Origin of the sequence: Streptomyces sp. NBC_00045, assembly GCF_045041095.1 — a bacterium.
GTDB lineage: Bacteria > Actinomycetota > Actinomycetes > Streptomycetales > Streptomycetaceae > Streptomyces.
The window spans coordinates 5,598,754-5,620,865 of the sequence record NZ_CP108271.1 but is presented as its reverse complement, the minus strand read 5'-3'; the positions used below and the strand labels follow the sequence as shown (position 1 = coordinate 5,620,865).

The 22,112-nt window shown below is 72.6% G+C and carries 19 protein-coding genes; 5 read left to right on the top strand and 14 right to left on the bottom strand.

All coding sequences use genetic code 11. The features are described from left to right. Positions 1–2: 2 nt before the first annotated feature. Positions 3–737: a siderophore-interacting protein gene (locus OHA65_RS26510; protein WP_327278703.1), complete on the bottom strand. Its 735-nt coding sequence runs from the start codon at positions 735–737 to the stop codon at positions 3–5. Between the two features lie 69 nt (positions 738–806). On the opposite strand from OHA65_RS26510, the gene OHA65_RS26505 reads away from it, so the two are divergent. The 3 genes from OHA65_RS26505 to OHA65_RS26495 all read left to right on the top strand — a co-directional run bounded on the left by OHA65_RS26505 (position 807) and on the right by OHA65_RS26495 (position 5,390). After that, positions 807–2,894, top strand: coding sequence for a penicillin acylase family protein (locus OHA65_RS26505; protein WP_405762540.1), 2,088 nt, complete (start codon positions 807–809; stop codon positions 2,892–2,894). Continuing rightward, positions 2,891–3,490, top strand: coding sequence for a GNAT family N-acetyltransferase (locus OHA65_RS26500; RefSeq protein ID WP_327278701.1), 600 nt, complete (start codon positions 2,891–2,893; stop codon positions 3,488–3,490). The genes OHA65_RS26505 and OHA65_RS26500 overlap by 4 nt, the downstream gene beginning before the upstream one ends. 73 nt (positions 3,491–3,563) lie before the next feature. Then, positions 3,564–5,390, top strand: coding sequence for a protein kinase domain-containing protein (locus OHA65_RS26495; protein WP_329314612.1), 1,827 nt, complete (start codon positions 3,564–3,566; stop codon positions 5,388–5,390). Positions 5,391–5,465: 75 nt separating this feature from the next. On the opposite strand, the gene gatB is transcribed toward OHA65_RS26495, so the two are convergent. The 11 genes from gatB to OHA65_RS26440 all read right to left on the bottom strand — a co-directional run bounded on the left by gatB (position 5,466) and on the right by OHA65_RS26440 (position 18,491). Further along, positions 5,466–6,977, bottom strand: a complete 1,512-nt coding sequence (gatB, locus tag OHA65_RS26490; RefSeq protein WP_328763779.1) for an Asp-tRNA(Asn)/Glu-tRNA(Gln) amidotransferase subunit GatB — start codon at positions 6,975–6,977, stop codon at positions 5,466–5,468. Between the two features lie 16 nt (positions 6,978–6,993). Next, positions 6,994–7,173 carry a hypothetical protein gene (locus tag OHA65_RS26485; protein WP_229345000.1) on the bottom strand — a complete coding sequence of 60 codons (180 nt, stop codon included), beginning with the start codon at positions 7,171–7,173 and terminating at the stop codon, positions 6,994–6,996. A 62-nt stretch (positions 7,174–7,235) separates the two neighbouring features. Beyond that, complete coding sequence (gatA, locus tag OHA65_RS26480) at positions 7,236–8,732, bottom strand: Asp-tRNA(Asn)/Glu-tRNA(Gln) amidotransferase subunit GatA (protein ID WP_327278699.1); 1,497 nt, start codon at positions 8,730–8,732, stop codon at positions 7,236–7,238. A 5-nt stretch (positions 8,733–8,737) separates the two neighbouring features. Continuing rightward, complete coding sequence (gene gatC, locus OHA65_RS26475; protein WP_007266718.1) at positions 8,738–9,034, bottom strand: Asp-tRNA(Asn)/Glu-tRNA(Gln) amidotransferase subunit GatC; 297 nt, start codon at positions 9,032–9,034, stop codon at positions 8,738–8,740. Between the two features lie 324 nt (positions 9,035–9,358). Next, on the bottom strand, positions 9,359–11,500 hold the full coding sequence (locus tag OHA65_RS26470) for a putative bifunctional diguanylate cyclase/phosphodiesterase (protein WP_405763438.1): 2,142 nt from the start codon (positions 11,498–11,500) through the stop codon (positions 9,359–9,361). 485 nt (positions 11,501–11,985) lie between these two features. Then, entirely contained in the window at positions 11,986–14,199 is a 2,214-nt protein-coding gene (gene ligA / locus OHA65_RS26465; RefSeq protein ID WP_327278698.1) for an NAD-dependent DNA ligase LigA, read from the bottom strand. A gap of 31 nt (positions 14,200–14,230) precedes the next feature. Continuing rightward, positions 14,231–15,214 carry a methionine synthase gene (locus OHA65_RS26460; RefSeq protein ID WP_327278697.1) on the bottom strand — a complete coding sequence of 328 codons (984 nt, stop codon included), beginning with the start codon at positions 15,212–15,214 and terminating at the stop codon, positions 14,231–14,233. Continuing rightward, positions 15,211–15,900 (bottom strand): SDR family oxidoreductase, encoded by a 690-nt coding sequence (locus OHA65_RS26455; RefSeq protein ID WP_327278696.1) that lies wholly within the window; start codon positions 15,898–15,900, stop codon positions 15,211–15,213. Before OHA65_RS26455 ends, OHA65_RS26460 begins: the two co-directional genes overlap by 4 nt. A gap of 210 nt (positions 15,901–16,110) precedes the next feature. Continuing rightward, a complete protein-coding gene (locus OHA65_RS26450; protein ID WP_327278695.1) occupies positions 16,111–17,064 on the bottom strand; it encodes a hypothetical protein in 954 nt (317 codons plus the stop codon). Beyond that, entirely contained in the window at positions 17,064–17,408 is a 345-nt protein-coding gene (locus OHA65_RS26445) for a DUF1330 domain-containing protein (protein ID WP_327285794.1), read from the bottom strand. The genes OHA65_RS26450 and OHA65_RS26445 overlap by 1 nt, the downstream gene beginning before the upstream one ends. A 93-nt stretch (positions 17,409–17,501) precedes the next feature. Continuing rightward, positions 17,502–18,491: a helix-turn-helix domain-containing protein gene (locus OHA65_RS26440; RefSeq protein WP_327278694.1), complete on the bottom strand. Its 990-nt coding sequence runs from the start codon at positions 18,489–18,491 to the stop codon at positions 17,502–17,504. 123 nt (positions 18,492–18,614) lie between these two features. Here OHA65_RS26440 and OHA65_RS26435 point away from each other — a divergent pair, with 123 nt between their 5' ends. Further along, positions 18,615–19,538, top strand: a complete 924-nt coding sequence (locus tag OHA65_RS26435) for an NADP-dependent oxidoreductase (RefSeq protein WP_327278693.1) — start codon at positions 18,615–18,617, stop codon at positions 19,536–19,538. 63 nt (positions 19,539–19,601) lie between these two features. Here the strand turns inward: OHA65_RS26435 and OHA65_RS26430 are convergent, their stop codons facing one another. After that, the gene (locus OHA65_RS26430) at positions 19,602–20,090 is read right to left on the bottom strand and encodes a CAP domain-containing protein (protein WP_327278692.1); all 489 of its coding nucleotides are present in this window, start codon (positions 20,088–20,090) and stop codon (positions 19,602–19,604) included. Between the two features lie 129 nt (positions 20,091–20,219). Further along, positions 20,220–21,356 (bottom strand): tRNA 2-thiouridine(34) synthase MnmA, encoded by a 1,137-nt coding sequence (gene mnmA, locus OHA65_RS26425; protein WP_327278691.1) that lies wholly within the window; start codon positions 21,354–21,356, stop codon positions 20,220–20,222. 69 nt (positions 21,357–21,425) lie between these two features. Between mnmA and OHA65_RS26420 the strand changes: the two genes are divergently transcribed. Further along, positions 21,426–22,106 (top strand): N-acetylmuramoyl-L-alanine amidase, encoded by a 681-nt coding sequence (locus OHA65_RS26420; protein ID WP_329314608.1) that lies wholly within the window; start codon positions 21,426–21,428, stop codon positions 22,104–22,106. Positions 22,107–22,112: the final 6 nt, after the last annotated feature.

The following is a 22,112-nucleotide window of genomic DNA, read 5'->3' as shown; positions in this document are numbered from 1 at the left end:
CGTCAGGCGGCCCGCCAGTAGCCCAGGCCGTTCACGCGCTGCTTCGGCAGGGCCAGGTCCTTGCGCAGGTAAGTCGTCAGCGTCCGGGTCGTCGCCGTGTCGCAGGCCAGCCAGACGTATGCCGACGCCGGGTCCGTGACGAGCTCCGGGAGCTGCGCCTTGACCTGTTCGACCAGGGCGGGGCCCGAGCGGGCGACCGCCCTGATGTCGTGCCGGGCCGGGTCCAGCCGGAGCGGGAGGGCGGCGTCCGACGCGTGCTGGGTCTCCAGCCATACCGTCGCCGGGGTCTGCGGGTAGGCGTCCAGCAGGGAGTTGATCGCCGGGACCGAAGCCGGGTCGCCGATCACCAGCAGCCGCTCCGGCTCGGGCGCCGGAGCGGTGAAGCCGGTCCCTTGGACGGTGGCTTCGATGGTGTCGCCCGGCTTCGCGGCGCGGGCCCACCGGCTCGCGGTGCCGTCGTGGAGGGCGAACTCCAGGGTGAACGTTCCCTGCGCCGGGTCCGGGTCGACGAGGGTGTAGGCCCGGGTGTGCGGCTTGCCCGCGTTGTCGAACCACAGCCGCACCCACATCGTCGGGTGGAGCGATGCGCCGGCCGCGGCGAGCAGCCCGCCGTCCGTCACGTGCACGCGGCGGTAGTGCTCCGTGACGTTCTCGGCGCCCGTGACCGTGAACGTGAAGTCCTTCCCGCGCAGAAGCCGCAGGACCACGCCTTCCCATCCCTTGCCGACGCCCGCCATGTGCGACCACCCCTCCCCATGAACCCCTACAGTTAGGGCAGCCTAACCTAATTGCACTGGGGAAAGAGTGTGAGCCTTGTGACCAACGTCGACGCGGCCGACGCGGACGCTTTCGAGCTCTACCGGGACGACTGGGGCATCCCCCACCTGCGCGCCCCCGACGCCGACCACCTCGCCTACGCCCAGGGCCGCGCCACCGCCCTCGACCGCGCCTGGCAGCTGGAGGTCGAGCGCCACCGCGCCCAGGGTTCCAGCGCCGCCTTCCTCGGCCCGGACTCCGTCGCCTGGGACCGGTTCGCCCGCCAGTCCCGCCTCGCCGACACCGCACGCCGCTGCCACGAGGCGCTCGACCCCGAAACCGCCGCCTGGGTCCGGGCGTACGTGGACGGCGTCAACGACGGGCTGGCCCGGGGCGCCGCCCGCGACGAACGGTTCGCGCGCACCGGCCACACCCCGACCCCCTGGGAGCCTTGGGTTCCGCTCGGCATCTGGATCGCCACCCACATCCTCTTCGCCGGGTTCGCCACGAAGCTGTGGCGCGAGCGCGTGGCCCGCGCCCTCGGCGACGAGGCCGTCACCCTGTTCGCCACCGACGGCCCCGCAACCGCCGGCAGCAACGGCTGGCTGGTCCCGGGCGACCGGACCGACACCGGCTCGGCGATCATCGCGGGCGACCCGCACCGGTTCATCGAAGACCCGGGCGTCTACCAGCAGATCCGGCTCTCCTGCCCCGAGTACGACGTGCTCGGCCTGGCCGTCCCCGGCATCCCGGGCCTCGGCCACTTCGGGCACACCGGCACCGCCGCCTGGGCGATCACCAACGCCATGGCCGACTACCAGGACCTGTACGCCGAGCAGCTGCGCCCCGCCGGCCGGGGCGACGCCGTCGAGGCCCTGGGCCCCGACGGCGTCTGGGAGCCCGTCCACCGGCACACCGAGACCATCGCCGTCGCCGGCGCCGACCCGGTCGAGGTGGAGGTGGTGGAGACCGCCCGCGGCCCGGTGATCACCCACGGCGGCACCGCGGACCAGACCCTCTCGCTCCGCTATCCGCCCCGCGTCCGCCACGACCTCGGCTTCGCCGTACTGCCCGCCCTGCTGCGCGCCCGCACCGTCGCGGACATCGACCGCGCCCTCGACGGTTGGGCCGAGCCCGTCAACGTCGTCCACGCCGCCGACTCCGAGGGCGGCCTGCTGCACCGCGTGGCGGGCGCGGTCCCGCTGCGCCACCGGGCCAACCGGCTGCGCCCCGTACCCGCTTGGGATCCGCAGTACGCCTGGCAGGGCTGGGCCGAGACCCCCGCCGAGCCCGTGCAGGGCTTCGCCGTCATGGCCAATGCGCGCGGCATCGCCTCGCCGCTCGGCGTGGAGTTCGCGCCCCCGCACCGCGCCGACCGCATCCGCGAGTTGCTCTCCGGATCGGCGCACTGGTCCCCGAAGGCGATGGCGGACGTGCACCGGGACACGTACCTGGCCTCGGCCGCGCCGCTGTTGGCCCTGCTGCCCGGGCTCGACGGCCTGTCCCCCGCGGCGCAGGCGCTGCGGACCCGGCTGCTCGCCTGGGACCGGCACATGGCCGCGGAGAGCACCGACGCGACCGTCTTCTCGGCGTTCCGGGCCGGGGTCGTGCGCCGTTTCGCCGCCGATCCCGCCCTCGCGGGCCTGGCCGGGGCGCCGTCCGGCCCCGAGGTGTTCCATCCCTGGCTGTACCTGGTCCCCCGCGTCGGCTACGCCCTGGAGGGCCTGCTGACCACCGCCCTGCTGCCCGCCCTCGACCGGGCGGCCCACGTACGCGCCGCCCTGGAGGAGACCGCCGCGGCGGACGCCCCCGACACCCCGTGGTCGCAGGTGCACCGCCTCGCGCCCTGGTCGGCGCTCCCCGACCCGGACGCGCAGTGGCCCGGCCTCGGCGGCGACCACGACTGCGTGAACGCCACCTCCACCGTGCCCGGTTTCACCGATCTCACCGCCCGCGCGTCAGCGGCCCGCTACGTGTGGGACCTCGCCCGCCGCGAGGACAGCCTCTGGGCGGTCCCGCTCGGTGCGGACGGCGTGAGCGGATCGCCCCACCACCGCGACCAGCTCCCGTTCTGGGCGCGGTGCGAACTCGTCCCGGTCGTCACCGACTGGGCCCTCCTCACGAAGGAACGCGTATGACCGGCAACAGCGCCTCCACCCGGCAGCCCGTGTACTCCCAGCGCGTCGAGGGCGTCGGCACGGTCACCCTCACCCCCGTCGACCCGGCCGCCGACGCCGCACTGATCCACTCCTGGGTCACCGAGGAGCGGGCCCGCTTCTGGGGCATGGGCGAGGCCAGCGTCGAACTCGTCCAGGAGATCTACGAGGACGTCGACCGCCGCACCACCCACCACGCGTTCCTGGCGCGCCGCGACGGTGAGCCGGTCGCGCTGTTCCAGTCGTACGACTGCGCCGAGGACCGGGTCAGCGAGTGCTACGAGGTGCAGCCCGGCGACACCGGCGTGCACCTCCTGGTCGGCCCGACGCGGGGTGCGGCCGAACGCGGCTTCAGCGCGGGCCTGATCGGGGCCTTCCTCTCCTACGTCGTCTCGCAGGAGAGCACCCGCCGGGTGGTCGCGGAGCCCGACGCCCGCAACGAGAAGGCCATCACCCGTCTGGTGCGCAGCGGCTTCGTGCTCGGCCCGGAGGTCGAGCTCCCGGAGATCGACCTGCCCGAGGTCCACCTGCCGGCGAAGAAGGCCCGCCTCGCCTTCTTCCGCCCCGGGGCAAACTGACCGTTCCGATTGACCGTGTGATTCCGGCCACGCCAAACTGATGCCCACTCAAAGCATCGGCGCTGGGGGGAAATTGACCAGCCAGAATCTGCACATCGGGCCGGATGCGGCAGCAGACCGGTACCGGCTGCTCCGGTCGATCGGGCGCGGCGGGGAGGCCGTTCTCTATCTCGCGGAGATCGAGCTCGCGGGTGGCGGCGAACCGGTGGTCGTCAAGGTGCTCGACTCCAAGACGACCATGACGCCCGACGAGTTCGACCGGATCAGCCGCAAGTGGAACGAGCAGGCCGAGCTCCTGCGCTTCGTGCACCGCCCGGGCGTCGTCGGCGTCCGGGAGCACTTCGAGGGGCCGCCGATCCACCGGTCGGGGGAGTCCGGGACGCTGACCGGGCGGGCCCTCGTCCTCGTGATGAACCACGTCGACGGGCTCGACCTGCGCGACTGGCGCGCCGAACGGAACCTCGCCACCGCCGCCGAGCGGCGCGAGGTGATGCGGACGCTGGAGCAGCTGGCCGACGTCCTGGACTGGCTGCACTCCGGGAAGGCCACCCCGTCCGGGCGTCAGGTGATCCACGGTGACCTGTCACCAGGCAACGTGATGGTGGACGGTCACGGTCAGGCCACCCTGGTGGACTTCGGGCTCAGCAAGCTGACCGCCGACCACCAGACGGCCGAGGTGTGGTTCACCCCGGGGTACGCGGCTCCCGAGGTCTTCGACGGCAAGCGCACCCCGGCGGCCGACCGCTACGCCTTCGGGGCCATCGCGTACTTCCTGCTGAGCGGCGAATCGCCGCCCAACTCCCCGGAACAGCTGGCCCGGGCGATGGCGGCGCTGCCGCAGATCGCGGTACTGGACGCCGAGCGGCGCGAGCGGATCACCGCCGTCTACGCGGGCGATCCGGTGCAGCGGCCCGTCAGCCTGGCCGGCTGGATGAAGGACGTACGGCACGCCGTCGTGTCCACGACCTCCTCGACCTCGCAGCGGGTGGTACAGGACGCGGTCCCGGCGCCGGTACCGCAGCAGCCCGCGGTGCCGCCGCAGCCCGCGGGCCCGCCGCCGTTCCACACCCCGGTCCCCACGCCCGTCCACTCCCCGCCCCCGCCGGCCCAGGACGCCCAGCCCCAGCCCCAGCCCCAGTTGCAGCCCCAGCCGGAGCACGTGCCCGCCGGGTACGGGCCGACGTACCCGCTGCACGAGTCCCCGCCCCCGGGGCCCGCCGCGTCGAAGAAGCGGCGGGCCGGGCTCGTCCTGGGTTCGGTGGCCACCGTCCTGGTCATCGCGGCGCTCGCCGTGCTCGGCGTACGGCTGCTGGACAAGGACAAGGGCGACGACCAGGCCTCGGGCGGCAAGGCCGGCAGCTCCGCCTCCGACTCGGCCTCACCGGAGGAGGAGTCCCCGACGCCCACTCCCTCACCGAGCGAGAGCGGGAGCGGGAGCGGGAGTTCGGACGCCGGGGCGACTCCCGACCCCACCGCCAGCGGTACCCAGCCGGGCCGCGTCGCGGCGGACATCAAGGCCGCCGACCTGACCCAACTGACGCCCATCGCGGGGCTGGGCAACTTCACCGTCGGAGCCGCGAAGATCAACACCAAGCAGTACGGGGCGGCGTTCATCGCGAACCCCGACTGCAACGACGAGGCGATCACCGAGTTCGACCTCAACCGCGAATGGAAGCACCTGGAGTTCACCGCCGGGATCGACGACGGCTCCACGCACGAGAAGGGACGCGTCAGCATCTCCCTCGACGGGAAGCCCGCGGCCTTCTCCGAGCTCGTCGAACTCGGCAAGCCGGCCACGAAGTCGGTGGACGTGACCGACGCCCTGCGGCTGCGCGTCAAGGTGGACATGGGCTGCGACAACGGCACCGTCGTCATCGCCGCCCCGCAGCTCACCCGCTGAGCCGAGCGGGGCGGGACGCGCGGCGGCCCCGCACCGGATGCCGGTGCGGGGCCGCCGCGCGTACGCAGGGTGCTGCTACTCGGAGACGCCCAGGCGCTCCAGGATGAGCTCCTTGACCCGGGCCGCGTCGGCCTGGCCGCGGGTGGTCTTCATGACCGCGCCGACCAGGGCGCCCACGGCCGCGATCTTGCCGCCGCGGATCTTGTCCGCGATGGCCGCGTTGCCCGCGATGGCCTCGTCCACGGCCGCGCCGAGCGCGCCCTCGTCCGAGACGACCTTCAGGCCGCGCTTCTCGACGACCTCGTCCGGGGTGCCCTCGCCGCCGAGGACGCCCTCCAGGACCTGGCGGGCCAGCTTGTCGTTCAGCTCGCCGGCCGCGACCAGGGCAGCGACGCGTGCGACCTGAGCCGGGGTGATCGGCAGCTCGTCGACGACGACGCCCTGCTCGTTGGCGTTGCGGGCCAGCTCGCCCATCCACCACTTGCGCGCGGCGGTCGAGTCGGCACCCGCCTCGATCGTGGCGACGATGGAGTCCACCGCGCCCGCGTTGAGGATCGACTGCATGTCGTGCTCGCTGACGCCCCACTCCTCGCGGAGCCGGTTGCGGCGCACGCGCGGCATCTCGGGCAGGCCGCCGCGCAGTTCCTCGACCCAGTCGCGGGCCGGGGCGACGGGGACCAGGTCGGGCTCCGGGAAGTACCGGTAGTCCTCGGCGTTGTCCTTGATGCGGCCGGCGGTGGTGGAGCCGTCCTCCTCGTGGAAGTGCCGGGTCTCCTGCACGATCGTGCCGCCGGACGACAGCACGGCCGCGTGGCGCTGGATCTCGAAGCGGGCCGCGCGCTCGACGGAGCGCAGCGAGTTGACGTTCTTCGTCTCGCTGCGGGTGCCGAACTCGGACTCGGGGGTCGGGCGCAGCGACAGGTTCACGTCGCAGCGCATCTGGCCCTTGTCCATGCGGGCCTCGGAGACGCCGAGGGCCTTGATGACCTCGCGCAGCTCGGCGACGTACGCCTTGGCGACCTCGGGTGCCCGCTCGCCCGCGCCCTCGATCGGCTTGGTGACGATCTCGATGAGCGGGATGCCGGCGCGGTTGTAGTCGAGCAGGGAGTGGGACGCGCCGTGGATACGGCCGGTGGCGCCGCCGACGTGCAGCGACTTGCCGGTGTCCTCCTCCATGTGGGCGCGCTCGATCTCCACGCGGAAGATCTCGCCGTCCTCCAGCTGCACGTCGAGGAAGCCGTTGAAGGCGATCGGCTCGTCGTACTGGGAGGTCTGGAAGTTCTTCGGCATGTCCGGATAGAAGTAGTTCTTCCGGGCGAAGCGGCACCACTCGGCGATCTCGCAGTTGAGCGCGAGGCCGATCTTGATGGCGGACTCGATGCCGATCGCGTTGACGACGGGCAGCGAGCCAGGCAGACCGAGGCAGGTGGGGCAGGTCTGCGAGTTGGGCTCGGCGCCCAGCTCGGTCGAGCAGCCGCAGAACATCTTGGTCTTGGTGCCGAGCTCGACATGGACCTCAAGGCCCATGACGGGGTCGAACGAGGCGAGAGCGTCCTCGTACGACAGCAGTTCGGTGAAGGTGGTCACGGTGAAACTTTCCCTCTCAGCCCAGCAGGACGTCGTCGTCGCCCAGGCGCTTCAGCTCGCGGTACAGGATCGCGAGGCCGGTGACGATGGCGGCGGCGGACACGACGGCGTCGACGAGCTTCAGCGTGTCGTGCTCGGTGCGGGCCTTCTTGACCTGCTTGATCACGCCTAGGGCACCGAAGGCGGTGGTGCCCATCGACAGGTACGTGCCGGTCTTGGACTTCTTGAAGCCCTTGGCCTTGGACAGTGCACTGGTGCTCACAGGGACGGTGCCTCCTCAAGCAGCGGGTGACCCCAGCGTGCGACGAAGGCGGCCTCTACGGCGGCGCCGACCTTGTACAGCCGGTCGTCCTTCATCGCGGGGGCGATGATCTGGAGGCCGACCGGCAGGCCGTCCTCCGGCGCCAGGCCGCAGGGCAGCGACATGGCGGAGTTGCCTGCCAGGTTGGTCGGGATGGTGCACAGGTCCGCGAGGTACATGGCGAGCGGGTCGTCGGTGCGCTCACCGATGGCGAAGGCGGTGGTCGGGGTCGTCGGGGAGACGATCACGTCGACCTGCTCGAAGGACTTCTCGAAGTCCTTGGTGATGAGCGTGCGGACCTTCTGGGCGGAGCCGTAGTACGCGTCGTAGTAGCCGGAGCTCAGCGCGTACGTGCCGAGGATGATGCGGCGCTTGACCTCGTCGCCGAAGCCGGCTTCGCGGGTCAGGGCGGTGACGTCCTCGGCGGACTTCGTGCCGTCGTCGCCGACGCGCAGGCCGTAGCGCATGGCATCGAAGCGGGCCAGGTTCGAGGAGCACTCGGACGGCGCGATCAGGTAGTACGCGGCCATCGCGAGGTCGAAGGAGGGGCAGTCCAGCTCGACGATCTCGGCGCCCAGCTCCTTGAGGAGCTCGACCGACTCGTTGAAGCGCTGGACGACACCGGCCTGGTAGCCCTCACCGGCGAACTGCTTGACGACACCGATGCGCATGCCGGCGACGGAGCCGTTGCGGGCCGCCTCGACGACCGGCGGGACCGGGGCGTCGATGGAGGTGGAGTCCAGCGGGTCGTGGCCGGCGATGACCTCGTGGAGGAGCGCCGCGTCCAGGACCGTACGGGCGCAGGGCCCGCCCTGGTCGAGGGAGGAGGAGAAGGCGACCATGCCGTAGCGGGAGACACCGCCGTACGTGGGCTTCACGCCGACGGTGCCGGTGACGGCGGCGGGCTGGCGGATCGAGCCGCCGGTGTCCGTGCCGATCGCGAGGGGCGCCTGGAAGGCGGCCAGCGCGGCCGCGGAGCCGCCGCCGGAGCCGCCGGGGATGCGGGTGAGGTCCCAGGGGTTGCCGGTGGGCCCGTACGCGCTGTTCTCGGTGGAGGACCCCATGGCGAACTCGTCCATGTTGGTCTTGCCGAGGATGACGACGTCGGCTTCCTTGAGCTTGCGCGTCAGGGTGGCGTCGTACGGCGGGATCCAGCCTTCGAGGATCTTCGAACCGACGGTGGTCGGGACCCCGACGGTGGTGAAGATGTCCTTGAGGGCGAGCGGGACGCCGGCCAGCGGGCCCAGCTCCTCGCCGCGCTCGCGCTTGGCGTCGACGGCGCGCGCCTGGGCGAGGGCGCCCTCGCGGTCGACGTGCAGGAAGGCGTGCACCTTCTCGTCGGTCGCGTCGATGCGGGCCAGGTGGGCCTCGGTGACCTCGACGGCCGTGAGCTCGCCGGAGGCGATCTTCTCGGCGGTCTGTGCGGCCGTGAGCTTGATGATCTGGTCAGTCATGGTTGTTAGTCCTCCCCCAGGATCTGCGGCACCTTGAAACGCTGCTGCTCCTGGGCGGGAGCGCCGGAAAGCGCCTGCTCGGGGGTGAGCGACGGTCGGACCTCGTCCGCGCGCATGACGTTCGTCAGCGGCAGCGGGTGGGAGGTCGGCGGGACGTCTTGGTCGGCGACCTCGGAAACGCGGGCGACCGCGCCGATGATGTCGTCGAGCTGTCCGGCGAAGTGGTCGAGCTCTTCGCTCTTCAGTTCCAGACGTGCCAGCCGAGCGAGGTGGGCGACCTCCTCGCGCGTGATGCCAGGCATGCAGCGATCCTCTGGGGGTGGTGAGTGTGTAGTTTCGTGCCCAATCCTATGGGGCGGGGCCCCGGACCCACGAAACCGTTTCCCCCGGGGCGCTCACGGGACCGCTGCGCGGGCCCTTTCCCCGCCCCGCCCCTTCTCCGTTTCCCGGGGCAGGCCCCGGACCCCGGACGGCCGGCCCGGACCCGGACCCGGGGCGGAAGGCCCCGACCCGGGACGGCAGGCCCCGACCACCGCCGGCGGGGTCCGGCACGTCCGGGCCCGGCGGCGCCGGGTCACCGGACCGGCGGCGCCGGGGTCGCCGGGGTCGCCGGACCGGCGATCGGCTTACTGGGCCGGGGTCTCCGCCGGGGCCGGGGAGGCCGCCAATTCCGCCGTGATGTCCGCCGGGCGGCGCCAGCCGCGTTCGCCGCGGGCCAGCAACCAGGCCGTGGCCTCCTGCGGGGGCATGGCGGCCGCGACGAGCCAGCCCTGGACGGCGTCGCAGCCCAGGTCGCGCAAGCGCTCCCAGGTCTCGTCGTCCTCCACGCCCTCGGCGACGACGAGCAGCCCCAGCGAGTGCGCCAGGTCGACGGTGCAGCGGACGATCTCCGCGTCCTGCGCGTCCACCGCGAGCCGCGCCACGAACGAGCGGTCGATCTTCAGCTCGCTGACCGGCAGTCGCCGCAGGTGCACCAGCGAGGAGTAGCCCGTGCCGAAGTCGTCGAGCGACATCTTCACGCCGTGACCGGTCAGGCCCGCCATGGTGTCGGCGGCCCGCTGCGGGTCCTCCAGCAGGACGTGTTCCGTTATCTCCAGCTGGAGACCGCTGGCCGGCACCCCGTGCCGGGCCAGCCGGGCCGCGACGGCGCCCGCGAAGCCGGGCGTGTGGACGTCGCGCGGCGACACGTTGACGGCCACCGGGACCTTCAGGCCCTGCGCCCGCCAGCGCGCCACCTGGGCGAGGGCCGTCTCCAGCACGTACTCGGTGAGGTGGGGCATCAGGCCCGACGTCTCGGCGATCGCGATGAACTCGTCCGGCGACACCCGGCCGCGCTCCGGGTGGACCCAGCGCACCAGGGCTTCGAGCCCTGCCACCTGGCCGTCGAAGCGGACCTTGGGCTGGTAATGGAGCTCCACTTCGCCGGCGTCGAGGGCCCGGCGCAGATCGCCGAGCAGGCCGAGCCGGTCGGGAGTGTTGCTGTCCCGCTTGGACTCGTAGACCTCCACGCCGGTGCGGTCGCGCTTGGCCTGGTACATGGCGACGTCGGCGCGGCGCAGCAGCCCCTCCGCGTCCAGCGCGTGGTCGGGGAAGACGGCGAGGCCGGCGCTGGCCTCCAGGACGAGGGTGAGGCCGTCCAGGTCGAGGGGTGAGCTGAGCTCTGCGACGAGGTGGCGGGCGACCCGCTGGGCGCTGGTGGTGGAGTCCGCGACGGGCAGGAGCACGGCGAACTCGTCGCCGCCGAGTCGGGCGGCCTCGGCGTCATCGGGCAGGGCCTGGCGGAGCCGGTCGGCGATCTGGAGCAGCAGCCGGTCGCCGGCGAGGTGGCCCAGCGTGTCGTTGACCGCGCGGAACCGGTCCAGGTCGATCAACACAAGAGCTGACCGGGTGCCCAACCGTTCGGCCTCGTCCAGGGCGGACCAGGCCCGCTCCAGCAGCCACTGGCGGTTCGGCAGCCCCGTAAGCGGATCGCGCAGCTGCTCCTCGGCGCGCGCCCGGGCGATCCACAGGGTGGAGTCCAGGGCGATCAGCGGTACGGCGAACAGCGGCAGCAGCACCGGCTGCGTCACGGCGACCACGCAGATCAGCGGGGCGATGCCGAGCAGGGCGACGGCTACTAACGCCTGTCGGAGCAGTGCCGTGCGGGCGACGGTGGGCAGTGCCCCGCCGCGCGGGGTCAGCGCGAGCCACAGCAGCACCTTGGTGACCAGCAGGTAGGCGAGGGCCACCATGACGATCTCGGGGGCCGCCTCCAGCCCCCAGGTGGTGGGCCGCCACGGGGTCTCCACGGTCGGTGCCTCGCCGAACGCGGCGAGTACGAGGGCTCCCGCGCCGATGCCGAGGATGTCGGTGGCGCCGTGCAGCAGTCCCTGGCGCCAGCGGTGCCGGCGCGCGGCCCCGACGAGGGACACCACCGCGAGCGAGACGAGTCCCGCGGGCACCCACCCGTACAGGACGAGCACGCCGAGGGTGAGGGCTGCGCCCGATCCGGTGCCGCCCCACCAGCGGTCGCGGCCCAGCGCGACCAGGTGGCCGACGATGATGCCGGTCAGGAGGGCGAGCGCCCAGCCGACCGGGCCGCCGGGAAACAGGGCGTGACGGTCACTCAGCGCGGAAACGATGCCGGCCGCGAGGACCACGGCGGACACGCCCACGATGACGACGGGCAGCACGGTGCGCTGCGCCGCTCGTCCCGATCCCGTGCCGCCGTCGAGCGGGTGGGTGTCCGGCGTCCTGGATCCCAGGACTCCGAGCCGTCCCGTCCGCATGGACGGGATCTCCCCGCCGACATCAGGTGACGGGTCGGCGCTTTCGGTGGGTTTCATGCCCGTCCCTCTCACAGCCGGCAATGCCGATGCCACGCGATGGCCCCGATGTCATGCCATCACGGCTGGGAGCGCATCACGCAGCCGTGCACGACAGGCGCCCCCCTCAACAGTAGGACGCGAGAGGCTCCCAGGGGCAGCGGTCGGCGGCGGTTGCCCGAATGCGACCCAGCCATCCTCATCAGTACGGTATCCGCCGAACGGGTGAGTTTGGACCAGGACCCCCGGGTCACCCATCCGATGATCCGACAGGTCACCGCCCGGCGAATAGCCCTGTACCGGCCTTTTACCACCGGGCGTTGCGCCTGGCGTGCGCCCGCCCGTACGGCCGCATGCCACGCATCCGTTCGCCTTCGCTACTCCCCCGGTACGAGTACTGCCGTGTCGCCCTCGTCTACGGGAGGGTGTTACTCCGTTGCGGCGCAGTGTTACTCCGTTGCGGTGCCGTCGTCCAGCGGGAGCGCCGCCTCGCGCGCCGCGTCGGGGCCCTGTTCCAGGAGGACCGCGAAGCCCGCGTCATCGAGGACGGCCAGCTTCAACTGCACGGCCTTGTCGTACTTGGAGCCCGGGTTCTCACCGACCACGACGAAGGAGGTCTTCTTCGAGACGGACCCCGTCACCTTGGCGCCGCGGCTCTGCAGGGCCTCCTTCGCACCGTCCCGGGTGTGGCTCTGCAAAGTGCCGGTGACGACGACGGTCAGGCCCTCCAGCGGGCGCGGACCCTCCTCTTCGCCGGAACCCTCCTCCTCCATGCGCACCCCGGCCGCCCGCCACTTGCGCAGGATTTCCTGGTGCCAGTCGACGGCGAACCACTCCTTGACCGCCGCCGCGATGATCGGCCCGACGCCCTCGGTGGTGGCGAGCTCCTCCTCGGTGGCCTGCTCGATCCGTTCGACGGAGCGGAACTCGCGGGCCAGGGTCTCCGCCGCGACGGGGCCCACGTGACGGATCGACAGGCCGTTGATGAAGCGGGCCAGCGGGCGGTCCTTGGCGGCCGCGATGTTCTCCAGCATGGCCAGGGCGTTCTTCTTCGGCTCGCCCTTCTGGTTGGCGAAGACCGTGACGATCTTCTCCTCGCCGGTCTTCGGGTCGTGCTTGGGCAGCCCGCTGTCGCCGTCGAGGACGTACGCCTTGATGGGCAGCAACTGCTCGATGGTGAGGCTGAACAGGTCGCCCTCGTCGAGCATCGGCGGCTGCGCCGGCTCCAGCGGGTTGGTGAGCGCGGCCGCGGCCACCGCGCCGAAGTTCTCGATGTCCAGGCACTGGCGGCCGGCCAGGTAGAACAGCCGCTCGCGCAACTGGGCGGGACAGGTCTGCGCGTTGGGGCAACGGAGGTCGATGTCGCCCTCCTTCATCGGCCGCAGCGCCGTGCCGCACTCGGGGCACTCGGCCGGCATGACGAACTCCCGCTCGGTGCCGTCGCGCAGGTCGACCACCGGGCCGAGGATCTCGGGGATGACGTCGCCGGCCTTGCGCAGGACGACGGTGTCCCCGATGAGCACGCCCTTGGCCTTGACGACCTCCTGGTTGTGCAAGGTCGCGAACTCGACCTCCGAGCCGGCCACCGTCACCGGCTCCACCTGCGCGTACGGGGTCACGCGACCGGTGCGGCCGACGCCGACCTTGATGTCGATCAGCTTGCTGTTGACCTCTTCCGGGGCGTATTTCCAGGCGATCGCCCAGCGCGGGGCGCGGGCCGTGGACCCCAGGCGGCCCTGGAGCGGGATCTCGTCGAGCTTGACGACGACGCCGTCGATCTCGTGCTCCACGGAGTGCCGGTTCTCGCCGAAGTAGGCGATGAACTCGCGGACCTCCGCGAGCGAGGACACCGCCTTGTTGTGTCGGGCCGTGGGCAGGCCCCATTCGCTGAGCAGCTCGTACGCGTGGCTGAGCTTGTCGATGTCGAAGCCCTGGCGGGCGCCGATGCCGTGCACCACCATGTGCAGCGGGCGGGTGGCGGTGACCTTCGGGTCCTTCTGGCGCAGCGAACCGGCCGCCGCGTTGCGCGGGTTGGCGAAGGGCTTGTCGCCGGCCTCGACGAGCCGGGCGTTGAGCTCCTCGAACTTCTCCATCGGGAAGAAGACCTCGCCGCGGATCTCGACCAGATCCGGGATCCGGTCGCCCTTGAGGCGGTCGGGGATGTCCGCGATGGTGCGGACGTTGGGCGTGATGTCCTCGCCGGTGCGGCCGTCGCCGCGGGTGGCGGCCCGGGTGAGGCGGCCCTTCTCGTAGGTGAGGTTGACGGCGAGGCCGTCCACCTTGAGCTCGCACAGGTAGTGGAAATCGGGGGTGTTGACGTCGCGGACCACCCGGTCGGCCCAGGCCGCCAACTCCTCGTCGTCGAAGGCGTTGTCGAGGGAGAGCATGCGCTCGCGGTGCTCGACGGACGCGAAGTCCGTCTCGTACGCCCCGGCCACCTTCTGGGTGGGCGAATCGGGCGTGCGCAGCTCCGGGTACTGCTCCTCCAGCGCCTCCAGCGAGCGCAGCAGCTGGTCGAACTCGGCATCGCTGACGACCGGCTGGTCGCTCACGTAGTACCGGAAGCGGTGCTCCTCGACCTGCTCGGCCAGCAGCGCGTGCTGTTCGCGCACCGCCGCCGGTGCGGCCGTGCCGTCGCCGGCCTGCTTCTGTTCGGCTGCCATGCCCTTGTCCTCCCGTGGCCCGACTGTTTCGTCACTCAGGGTTGTCGGCGAGCGACCTCGCCGCCCTGACGCAGTGCGCCTGCGCCGCGCGGGCGTAGGCGGGCGAGGCGCCCGCCAGACCGCACGCCGGGGTGACCACGACGGACTCGGCGAGAGTCCCCGGAGCCAGCCCCAGCCTGCGCCAAAGCTTCCTGACACCCATGACGCTACCGGCCGGGTCTGACAATGGGGCGTCGGTGCCCGGTACCACTCCGGCGAAGAGTTTCGTGCCGCTTTCCACGGCCTCGCCGATGGCGTCGTCCTCGCGCTCGGTGAGCAAGGAGAAATCGAACGACACCCCCGTGGCGCCCGCCCGCCGGAGCAGCCCGAAGGGCACCTCGGGGGCGCAGGAGTGGACGACGACCTCCCCGTCGTGGACGGCGAACAGCTCGCGCAGGGCGGCCTCGACGACCTGCCGGTCGACGGCCCGGTACGTGCGGTACTTGCTCGCGGACCGCACGCGCCCCAGCAGCACCGCGGTCAGCGACGGCTCGTCGAGCTGGAGCACGATCTCGGCGCCGGGGATGCGCTTGCGGACGTCGGCCAGGTGCTCGCGCAAGCCCTCCGCGAGCGATCCGGCCAGGTCGCGGCAGGCACCGGCGTCCTGCAGCACGGCCTCGCCGCCGTGCAGTTCCAGGGCGGTGGCCAGCGTCCACGGTCCGACGGCCTGGACCTTGAGCTTCCCCTGGTACCCCTGGGTGAACTCCTCCAGGGCGTCGAGGTCCTCGCCGAGCCAGGACCGGGCGCGCCGCGTGTCGCGGCCGGGGCGATCGCTGATCCGCCAGCCGCTGGGCTCGACGTGGGCGTACATGTCGACGAGCAGCCCGAGGGAGCGGCCGATCATGTCCGCGCCGGGTCCGCGGGCGGGCAGCTCGGGGAGGTACGGGAACTGCTCGAAGGACCCCGTGGCGGTCTTGGCGGCCTCGCGGGCGTCGCCGCCGGGGAGGGAGCCGACACCGGTGGCCGAGGCGGTCATCGGCCCGGCCTCACGGTGAGGTCGTTGACCTCGGCGTCGCGCGGCAGGTCGACGGCCATCACGATCGTGGTGGCCACGGATTCGGGGTCGATCCAGTCGGCCGGGTCGTACTCCTTGCCCTCCTGGGAGTGGACCTTTGCCTGCATGGCGGTCGCGGTGCGCCCCGGATAGACGGAAGTGACCCGGATGCCGTTCTGCTTCTCCTCGGCGCGCAGCGAGTCGGCCAGGGCCTTGAGACCGTGCTTGGAGGCGGCGTACGCGCTCCAGTCGGCGTGGGCGGCGAGGCCCGCGCCGGAGTTCACGAAGACGACGGTGGCCTTCGAGGCGCGCAGGGTGGGCAACAGCAGACGGGTGACCTCGGCGGGGGCGATCAGGTTCACGTTGAGCTGCTGGTGCCAGGTCTTGGGGCGCAGCTCGCCGACGGGGCCGAGGTCGACGATCCCGGCGATGTGCAGGAGCGAGTCGATCCGCTCGGGGACGGCCTGCTTGGAGAAGGCCCAGGACAGCCGGTCGGGGTCGGCGAGGTCCCCGACGAGCGCGCGGGAGCCGGGGTAACGCTCGACGAGCTGCTTGCCGCGGGCGGCGTCGCGGGCGAGGAGGACGAGGTCGTCGCCGCGCGCGTGGAGGCGCGCGGCGACGGCGGCGCCGATGCCTGCGCCGGCACCGGTGATCAGGTGAGTAGCCATGCGCCCCATGCTCGCAGGTCGCGGGCACCGGACGGGGCACTGCCCGGACGCCGCCGGAGACCCTGGACCGCCGGCGCGGGCGGGGTCGCCCGCCTGGCCCGGACCTCCCCGGCGGGCCGGGTCGCGGACCGCGCGGATCCGCCCGTGCGGGCCGGGGCCTCCCCTCCTGCCGCCGGCGGCACGGCCCGCCGTTGCGTGACGGCGGTGGGCTCAGTCCGCCGTCGCGGCACGATGGGCCCGCTCGATCGCCGCCCGTGCCCGCGCGGCCCGCTGCTCGGTGACGGCGGGGGCGAAGCCACCGCCGATGAACCTCCCCGGGAGCGCGGCCGCGAGCCGCGCCCGGTGGTCCGCACGCGGCTCGGCCCAGCGTTGCAGCGCCTCGTCCCGTACGGCGTCCAGGGCGGCCGTCCGGTCTGCGGCCGGCGGGGCGAAGCGGGCCGGGGCCGCACGGGCGTGCTCGCTCCAGCGGTCCGCCCAGAACTCCACTGTCCAACCGGGCCAGCGCGCGGACATGCCGCCCGCCTGCGCCACGGCCCCGGTCAGCCACCAGCCGACCCGCCGGGCCGCGGGGTCGAGGTGGATGCCGGCCTCGGCGGGCCCGGCGTACCCGTCCAGCCGGGGGGCTCCGGAGAGTCGGTCGAGCACTGCCGGGCCTTCCGCGACGGGGTGGTCGCCGATGTGCGCGAGGACATGGCAGCGGTCGGCGCCGATCGTCACCACGCAGACCCCCGGGTCGGGGTCGGCGAGCTCCTCGTCGCCGGACTCCAGCGGCGGACCGGGGTACACCGCGTCCCGGCCGCCGGTCGGGCCCAGGCCGAGGTGGGACCGCAGGCCGCTCTGCCCGTCGTACGCCCAGCGGACGTCCCAGCCGGGCCAGCCGAGCCGGAGCAGCCGACACCAGGCGGCGCGGCTGCGCATCGACACCGACCAGCCCTCCTGGGCGAAGACCAGGAGCAGACGGCCGGCGGGGTCGACCAGGGCGCCCGCCTCGCACGCGTCGTCGTCGTACCAGCCGCAGGTCTCCATCCGGTGGCCGCGCAGGAAGGGCAGGACCACCTCCGGGCCGGCGAGCAGGTCGAGGTCCAGGTCCACGGCGCCGTAGGAGGATCCCCGGAGCTCGTACTCCCCGGCGGACCCGATGACGAAGGTGGCCCGGTTGCCCATCAGAGACCGGCGTCGCCGCGCAGGGCGGCCGCGGTCTTCGTGGCGTCGTAGCCGGCCGGCACGCCGTCCACCAGGATGACCTCGCCGGGGATGTGGCGGGTGCGCAGCGGGACGAGGGCCTGGTAGGCCGGGGAGGAGTACCAGGCGCGGGCGCGCTCGATGTCCGGGAAACCGAGGACCACGACGGTTCCCGGGAAGGGCCCTTCCATGACTTCGACCTGCGCTCCGTGGACGAGGAAGCGGCCCTCGAAGGGGTCCATCGTCGACTGGATCTCCTCGATGTAGCGGAGGACGTCCTCGTTCATGGTCTCGGGCCGTATGTGGGCGATGGCGTACGCGGTCACGGTCATGGCCTCCGCAGCGTCAAGTGTCGTACGGGATCGATTGGTTGACTCGATCTTGTCAAGCCGAGGCGGCGGAGGCCATTACTTTCGGGGTCATGCGTGCGCCGGCGCCGGGACGCCGGGCCGGAAGGTCCTGCGGTAGGCGATCGGCGAGATGCCGAGGGCGGTCCGCATGTGCTGGCGCAGCGAGTTGGCGGAGCCGAAGCCGGACCGGTGCGCGACCAGATCGACCGGCAGGTCACTGGACTCCAGCAACTGGCGCGCCAATTCGAGGCGTTGAACGGTGAGCCACTGCACCGGGGTCATGCCGACCTCGTCGCGGAACCGCCGGGTGAAGGTGCGCAGGCTCATCCTGGCGTGCGCGGCCAGCTCGCCCAGCGTGACCGGTTCGGCGAGCCGCTCCAAGGCCCAGGCCCGGGTGGCGGTGGTGGTGGCGACGGTCGGCTCGGGGACGGGCCGGTCGATGTACTGGGCCTGCCCGCCGTCGCGCCAGGGCGGTACGACGCACAGCCGCGCGGCGCGGTTGGCGGCGGCGGTGCCGTGGTCGGCGCGGATCAGGTAGAGGCAGAGGTCGATGCCGGCGGCCACTCCGGCCGAGGTGAGGATGTCGCCGTCGTCGACGAAGAGCACGTCCTCGTCGAGGTTGACGCGCGGGAAGGCCCGCTGGAACTCCGGGGCGTGCACCCAGTGCGTGGTGGCGCGCCGGCCGTCGAGCAGCCCGGCGGCGGCGAGCACCTCGGAGCCGGTGCAGATCGACACGATGCGGGTGCCGGGGCGGATGTGGGCGAGGGCGTCGACGAGGGCCTGCGGCAGGGGCTCGCCGCGCAGCAGGCCGGGCATGGCGTGGGTGGGCGGGACGATCACGGTGTCGGCCGCGGCGAGGGCCTCGGAGCCTGCGGTGACACCGATGGAGAAGCCCGCGTCGCTGGTCACGGGCTGCCCGTCGGCCGTGCAGACGGTGACCTCGTACAGGGCGCCGCCGTCCTCGGTGCGGGCGTTGCCGAAGACCCGTGAGGGCATGCCGAGCTCGAAGGGGGCGACGCCCTCAAGGGCGAGTACGGCGATTCGATGCAAAGCGGGCATGGCCAGATTCTGTCACATGGTGGCCGTACGGCCAATACCAGACGGAGCTGCGGGCCGCCAAGCTGGTGTCACCACCGGGGAAACCGGTACGGAACATCACCAAGCATTACCAAGGAGACAGTCATGCGCGCGGTCGTCGTCAGCCAGTGGGGTGGGCCCGAGGTTCTCACCGAGGTCGAGACGGAGCGGCCCGAGCCGGGCCTGAACGAGATCCTCGTCCGGGTCCGCGCGGCGGGGGTGAACCCGGTGGACTGGAAGACCCGGGCCAGCGGCGGTCTGATCGGCTGGGGCGAGGTCCCGATGGTCGGCTGGGACGTGTCGGGCACCGTCGAAGCGGTCGGTCCGGGCGTGACCCTGTACCGCGCGGGCGACGAGGTGTACGGCATGCCGAACTTCCCGCGCCAGGCCGGCGGCTACGCCGAGTACGTGGTCGCCCCGGCGCGCCACTTCGCCCGCAAGCCGGCGTCCCTGGACCACGTGCAGGCGGCGGCCCTGCCGCTGGCGGCGCTGACCGCCTGGCAGGCGCTGGTGGACACGGCCGGGGTCGCGGCCGGGCAGCGGGTGCTGGTGCACGCGGCGGCCGGCGGTGTCGGCCACCTGGCCCTGCAGATCGCCAAGGCTCGTGGGGCGTACGTCATCGGCACGGCGAGCGCGGCCAAGCACGAGCTGCTGCGCGAGCTGGGCGCCGACGAGGTGATCGACTACCGCACCACCGACTTCGAGGACGCCGTCTCCGACGTGGACGTCGTGATCGACGCGGTGGGCGGGGACTACGGACAGCGCTCGCTGAAGGTGCTCAAGCCGGGCGGCCACCTGGTGACCCTGCCGGGCCCGGACGGCCTCCCGACCGACCCGCACGGCGTGCACGCCTCCTGGGTCCTGGTGGAACCGGACCTCAAGGGCCTGGAGGAGATCGCCGCGCTGGCCGACCGGGGCCTGCTGAGGCCGCTGGTCGACACGGTGCTGCCGCTGGAGCAGGCCGCGAAGGCCCACGAGATCGGCGAGCAGGGCCGGACCACCGGCAAGATCGTCCTCACGGTGGCCTGAGGGCCGGGCCGGACCTGTCGGGCGCGTCGGACGCGCCCGTCGGGCCGGGCCGAGGCGGCGGCGTCACATGGGCCTGGCGAACATCTGCACGGCGCGGTCGCCCGAGACTCCGACGCCCGTCTCGGTGAAGTTGCAGTTCAGCACGGCCTTCTTGTGGGGTGCACTGTTCAGCCAGCCGTCGACGTGCGCCTTGGAGTCGGGGAAGCCCGAGGAGACGTTCCCGCCCCAGGAGCTCCAGTTGTAGCCGACCCGGTCGAGCCGGGTCCCCTCGTTGGAGCCGTCGGACCCGGTGTGTCCGTTGAGGTTGTTCTCGGCCATGTCCTCGGCGTGGGTCTGCGCAGCCTGGGTGAGCTTCGGGTTCACGGTCAGCGCGGGGCATCCGGCCTTGGCCCGCTCCGCGTTGACCAGCGAAACGATCTCACCGGCGTTCGAGTCCCGCACGGTGTCGGGCACGGCCGCGGCGGCCGCGCCGGAGGCGGCCCCGGTGAACAGCAGCGGGGCCGCGCAGGCGGCCACGGCCAGACGACGGACGCGATGGGTTCTGGTGCTCATGTGGTGTCCCCTTGGCGGTACGGCCCGGAGGTTCCTGCCCCCTCCCACCCCCGGAATCTGAACTTCCGAGTCTGGCCGCACAGCCCGCCGCCCGCACCCGGGACGGCGGGCACCCTTGCCCGGTCCGGGTCAGACCGCGGCGGCCGCGGCCCGGGTGGTGGTCGCGATGGTGGCGGAGCCGACCACGCGGGTGCCGTCGTAGAGCACGATCGCCTGGCCGGGGGCGACGCCGCGGACCGGCTCGGTGAAGGAGACCCGCAGCTCGCCCTCGACGACCTCGGCGAAGACCTCGGTCTCGCCGCCGTGGGCGCGCAGCTGGGCGGTGTAGGTGCCCGGGGCGGCAGCCACGGCTCCGCACCAGCGGGGGCGGATCGCGGTGAGGGCGGTGACGTCCAGGGCCTCGACGGGTCCGACGGTGACGGTGTTGTTCACCGGCGAGATGTCGAGGACGTAGCGCGGCTTGCCGTCGGGCGCGGGATGGCCGATGCGCAGGCCCTTGCGCTGGCCGATGGTGAAGCCGAAGGCGCCGTCGTGGGTGCCGACCTTCTCACCGGTGGCCCCGTCGACGATGTCGCCCTCGGCCTTGCCCAGGCGGCTCGCGAGGAAGCCCTGGGTGTCGCCGTCGGCGATGAAGCAGATGTCGTGACTGTCGGGCTTCTTCGCGACGGCCAGACCGCGCTCCTCGGCCTCGGCGCGGATCTCTTCCTTGGTGGTGAGGGTGTCACCGAGCGGGAAGAGGGCGTGGGCGAGCTGCTTCTCGTCGAGGACGCCGAGGACGTACGACTGGTCCTTGGCCATGTCGGAGGCGCGGTGCAGCTCGCGGGTGCCGTCCTCGTTCAGGACGACGGTGGCGTAGTGGCCGGTGCAGACGGCGTCGAAGCCGAGGGCGAGGGCCTTGTCCAGCAGGGCCGCGAACTTGATCTTCTCGTTGCAGCGCAGGCAGGGGTTCGGGGTGCGCCCGGCCTCGTACTCGGAGATGAAGTCCTCGACGACGTCCTCGCGGAAGCGCTCGGCCAGGTCCCAGACGTAGAACGGGATGCCGATGACGTCGGCGGCGCGGCGGGCGTCGCGGGAGTCCTCGATGGTGCAGCAGCCGCGGGCGCCGGTCCGGAAGGACTGTGGGTTCGCGGAGAGCGCGAGGTGGACGCCGGTCACGTCGTGCCCGGCTTCGACCGCGCGGGCGGCGGCAACGGCGGAGTCCACGCCGCCGGACATGGCGGCCAGGACGCGAAGGGGGCGGGCGGTGCGCGGCAGGTTCTCAGTCATAGCACCGTCCAGGGTACGGGGGAACCGGCCGGGGTCACAGCGCGTTATCGGGTACGGGGGGTGGATCACATGGGGAGCAAGGTCGGCAGGGCCGAGGGGGCGCCGAAAGCCGCGCCGCGCAGGACGCGCCGGATGGTGCTGTTCGGGGGGCTCGCGGTCTTCACCGCGGCGGCGATCGCCGGACAGGACGAACTGCGGCGCGCCTGGTGGCTGCTGCCGGGAGTGGGCAAGCCGCGGAAGGAAGGTGAGGTCGACCACGCTGGCGTGGGCTGGACGGCGGCCTCGCCGGCGAACTGGCGACTGGCGGACCGGCCCGACGACTACCGGGTGGACCGGATCGTCGTCCATGTCACACAGGGCAGCTTCGCGTCGTCGGTGGATGCGTTCAAGAACCCGTGGCACCAGGCGTCGGCGCACTACATAGTCGGCCAGGACGGCCGTATCGAGCAGATGGTGCGCGAGCTGGACGTCGCCTTCCACTCGGGCAACCGCTCGATGAACGAGCGCAGTGTGGGCATCGAGCACGAGGGCTTCGTGGACCGGCCGCAGGACTTCACGGACGCGCTGTACGCGGCCTCGGCCCGGCTGGCCGCGGACGTCTGCCGCAGGTACGGCATACCCGTGGACCGTACGCACATACTGGGCCACTCCGAGGTCCCGGGCGCCGACCACACCGACCCGGGCCCGCACTGGGACTGGAACCGCTACCTGGGCCTGGTCCGCTCGGAACTCGCAGCGGCCCCCCACTGACCAGCG

Coding starts and splice junctions, on each gene's coding strand:
- OHA65_RS26435 (WP_327278693.1), top strand. CDS start 18,615: ATGCGCGCGGTCGTCGTCAGCCAGTGGGGTGGGCCCGAGGTTCTCACC.
- OHA65_RS26450 (WP_327278695.1), bottom strand. CDS start 17,064: ATGGGCAACCGGGCCACCTTCGTCATCGGGTCCGCCGGGGAGTACGAG.
- OHA65_RS26485 (WP_229345000.1), bottom strand. CDS start 7,173: ATGGGCACCACCGCCTTCGGTGCCCTAGGCGTGATCAAGCAGGTCAAG.
- OHA65_RS26510 (WP_327278703.1), bottom strand. CDS start 737: ATGGCGGGCGTCGGCAAGGGATGGGAAGGCGTGGTCCTGCGGCTTCTG.
- OHA65_RS26430 (WP_327278692.1), bottom strand. CDS start 20,090: ATGAGCACCAGAACCCATCGCGTCCGTCGTCTGGCCGTGGCCGCCTGC.
- OHA65_RS26500 (WP_327278701.1), top strand. CDS start 2,891: ATGACCGGCAACAGCGCCTCCACCCGGCAGCCCGTGTACTCCCAGCGC.
- OHA65_RS26440 (WP_327278694.1), bottom strand. CDS start 18,491: ATGCCCGCTTTGCATCGAATCGCCGTACTCGCCCTTGAGGGCGTCGCC.
- OHA65_RS26420 (WP_329314608.1), top strand. CDS start 21,426: ATGGGGAGCAAGGTCGGCAGGGCCGAGGGGGCGCCGAAAGCCGCGCCG.
- mnmA (WP_327278691.1), bottom strand. CDS start 21,356: ATGACTGAGAACCTGCCGCGCACCGCCCGCCCCCTTCGCGTCCTGGCC.
- OHA65_RS26460 (WP_327278697.1), bottom strand. CDS start 15,214: ATGACCGCCTCGGCCACCGGTGTCGGCTCCCTCCCCGGCGGCGACGCC.
- gatC (WP_007266718.1), bottom strand. CDS start 9,034: ATGCCTGGCATCACGCGCGAGGAGGTCGCCCACCTCGCTCGGCTGGCA.
- OHA65_RS26455 (WP_327278696.1), bottom strand. CDS start 15,900: ATGGCTACTCACCTGATCACCGGTGCCGGCGCAGGCATCGGCGCCGCC.
- ligA (WP_327278698.1), bottom strand. CDS start 14,199: ATGGCAGCCGAACAGAAGCAGGCCGGCGACGGCACGGCCGCACCGGCG.
- OHA65_RS26470 (WP_405763438.1), bottom strand. CDS start 11,500: ATGCGGACGGGACGGCTCGGAGTCCTGGGATCCAGGACGCCGGACACC.
- gatA (WP_327278699.1), bottom strand. CDS start 8,732: ATGACTGACCAGATCATCAAGCTCACGGCCGCACAGACCGCCGAGAAG.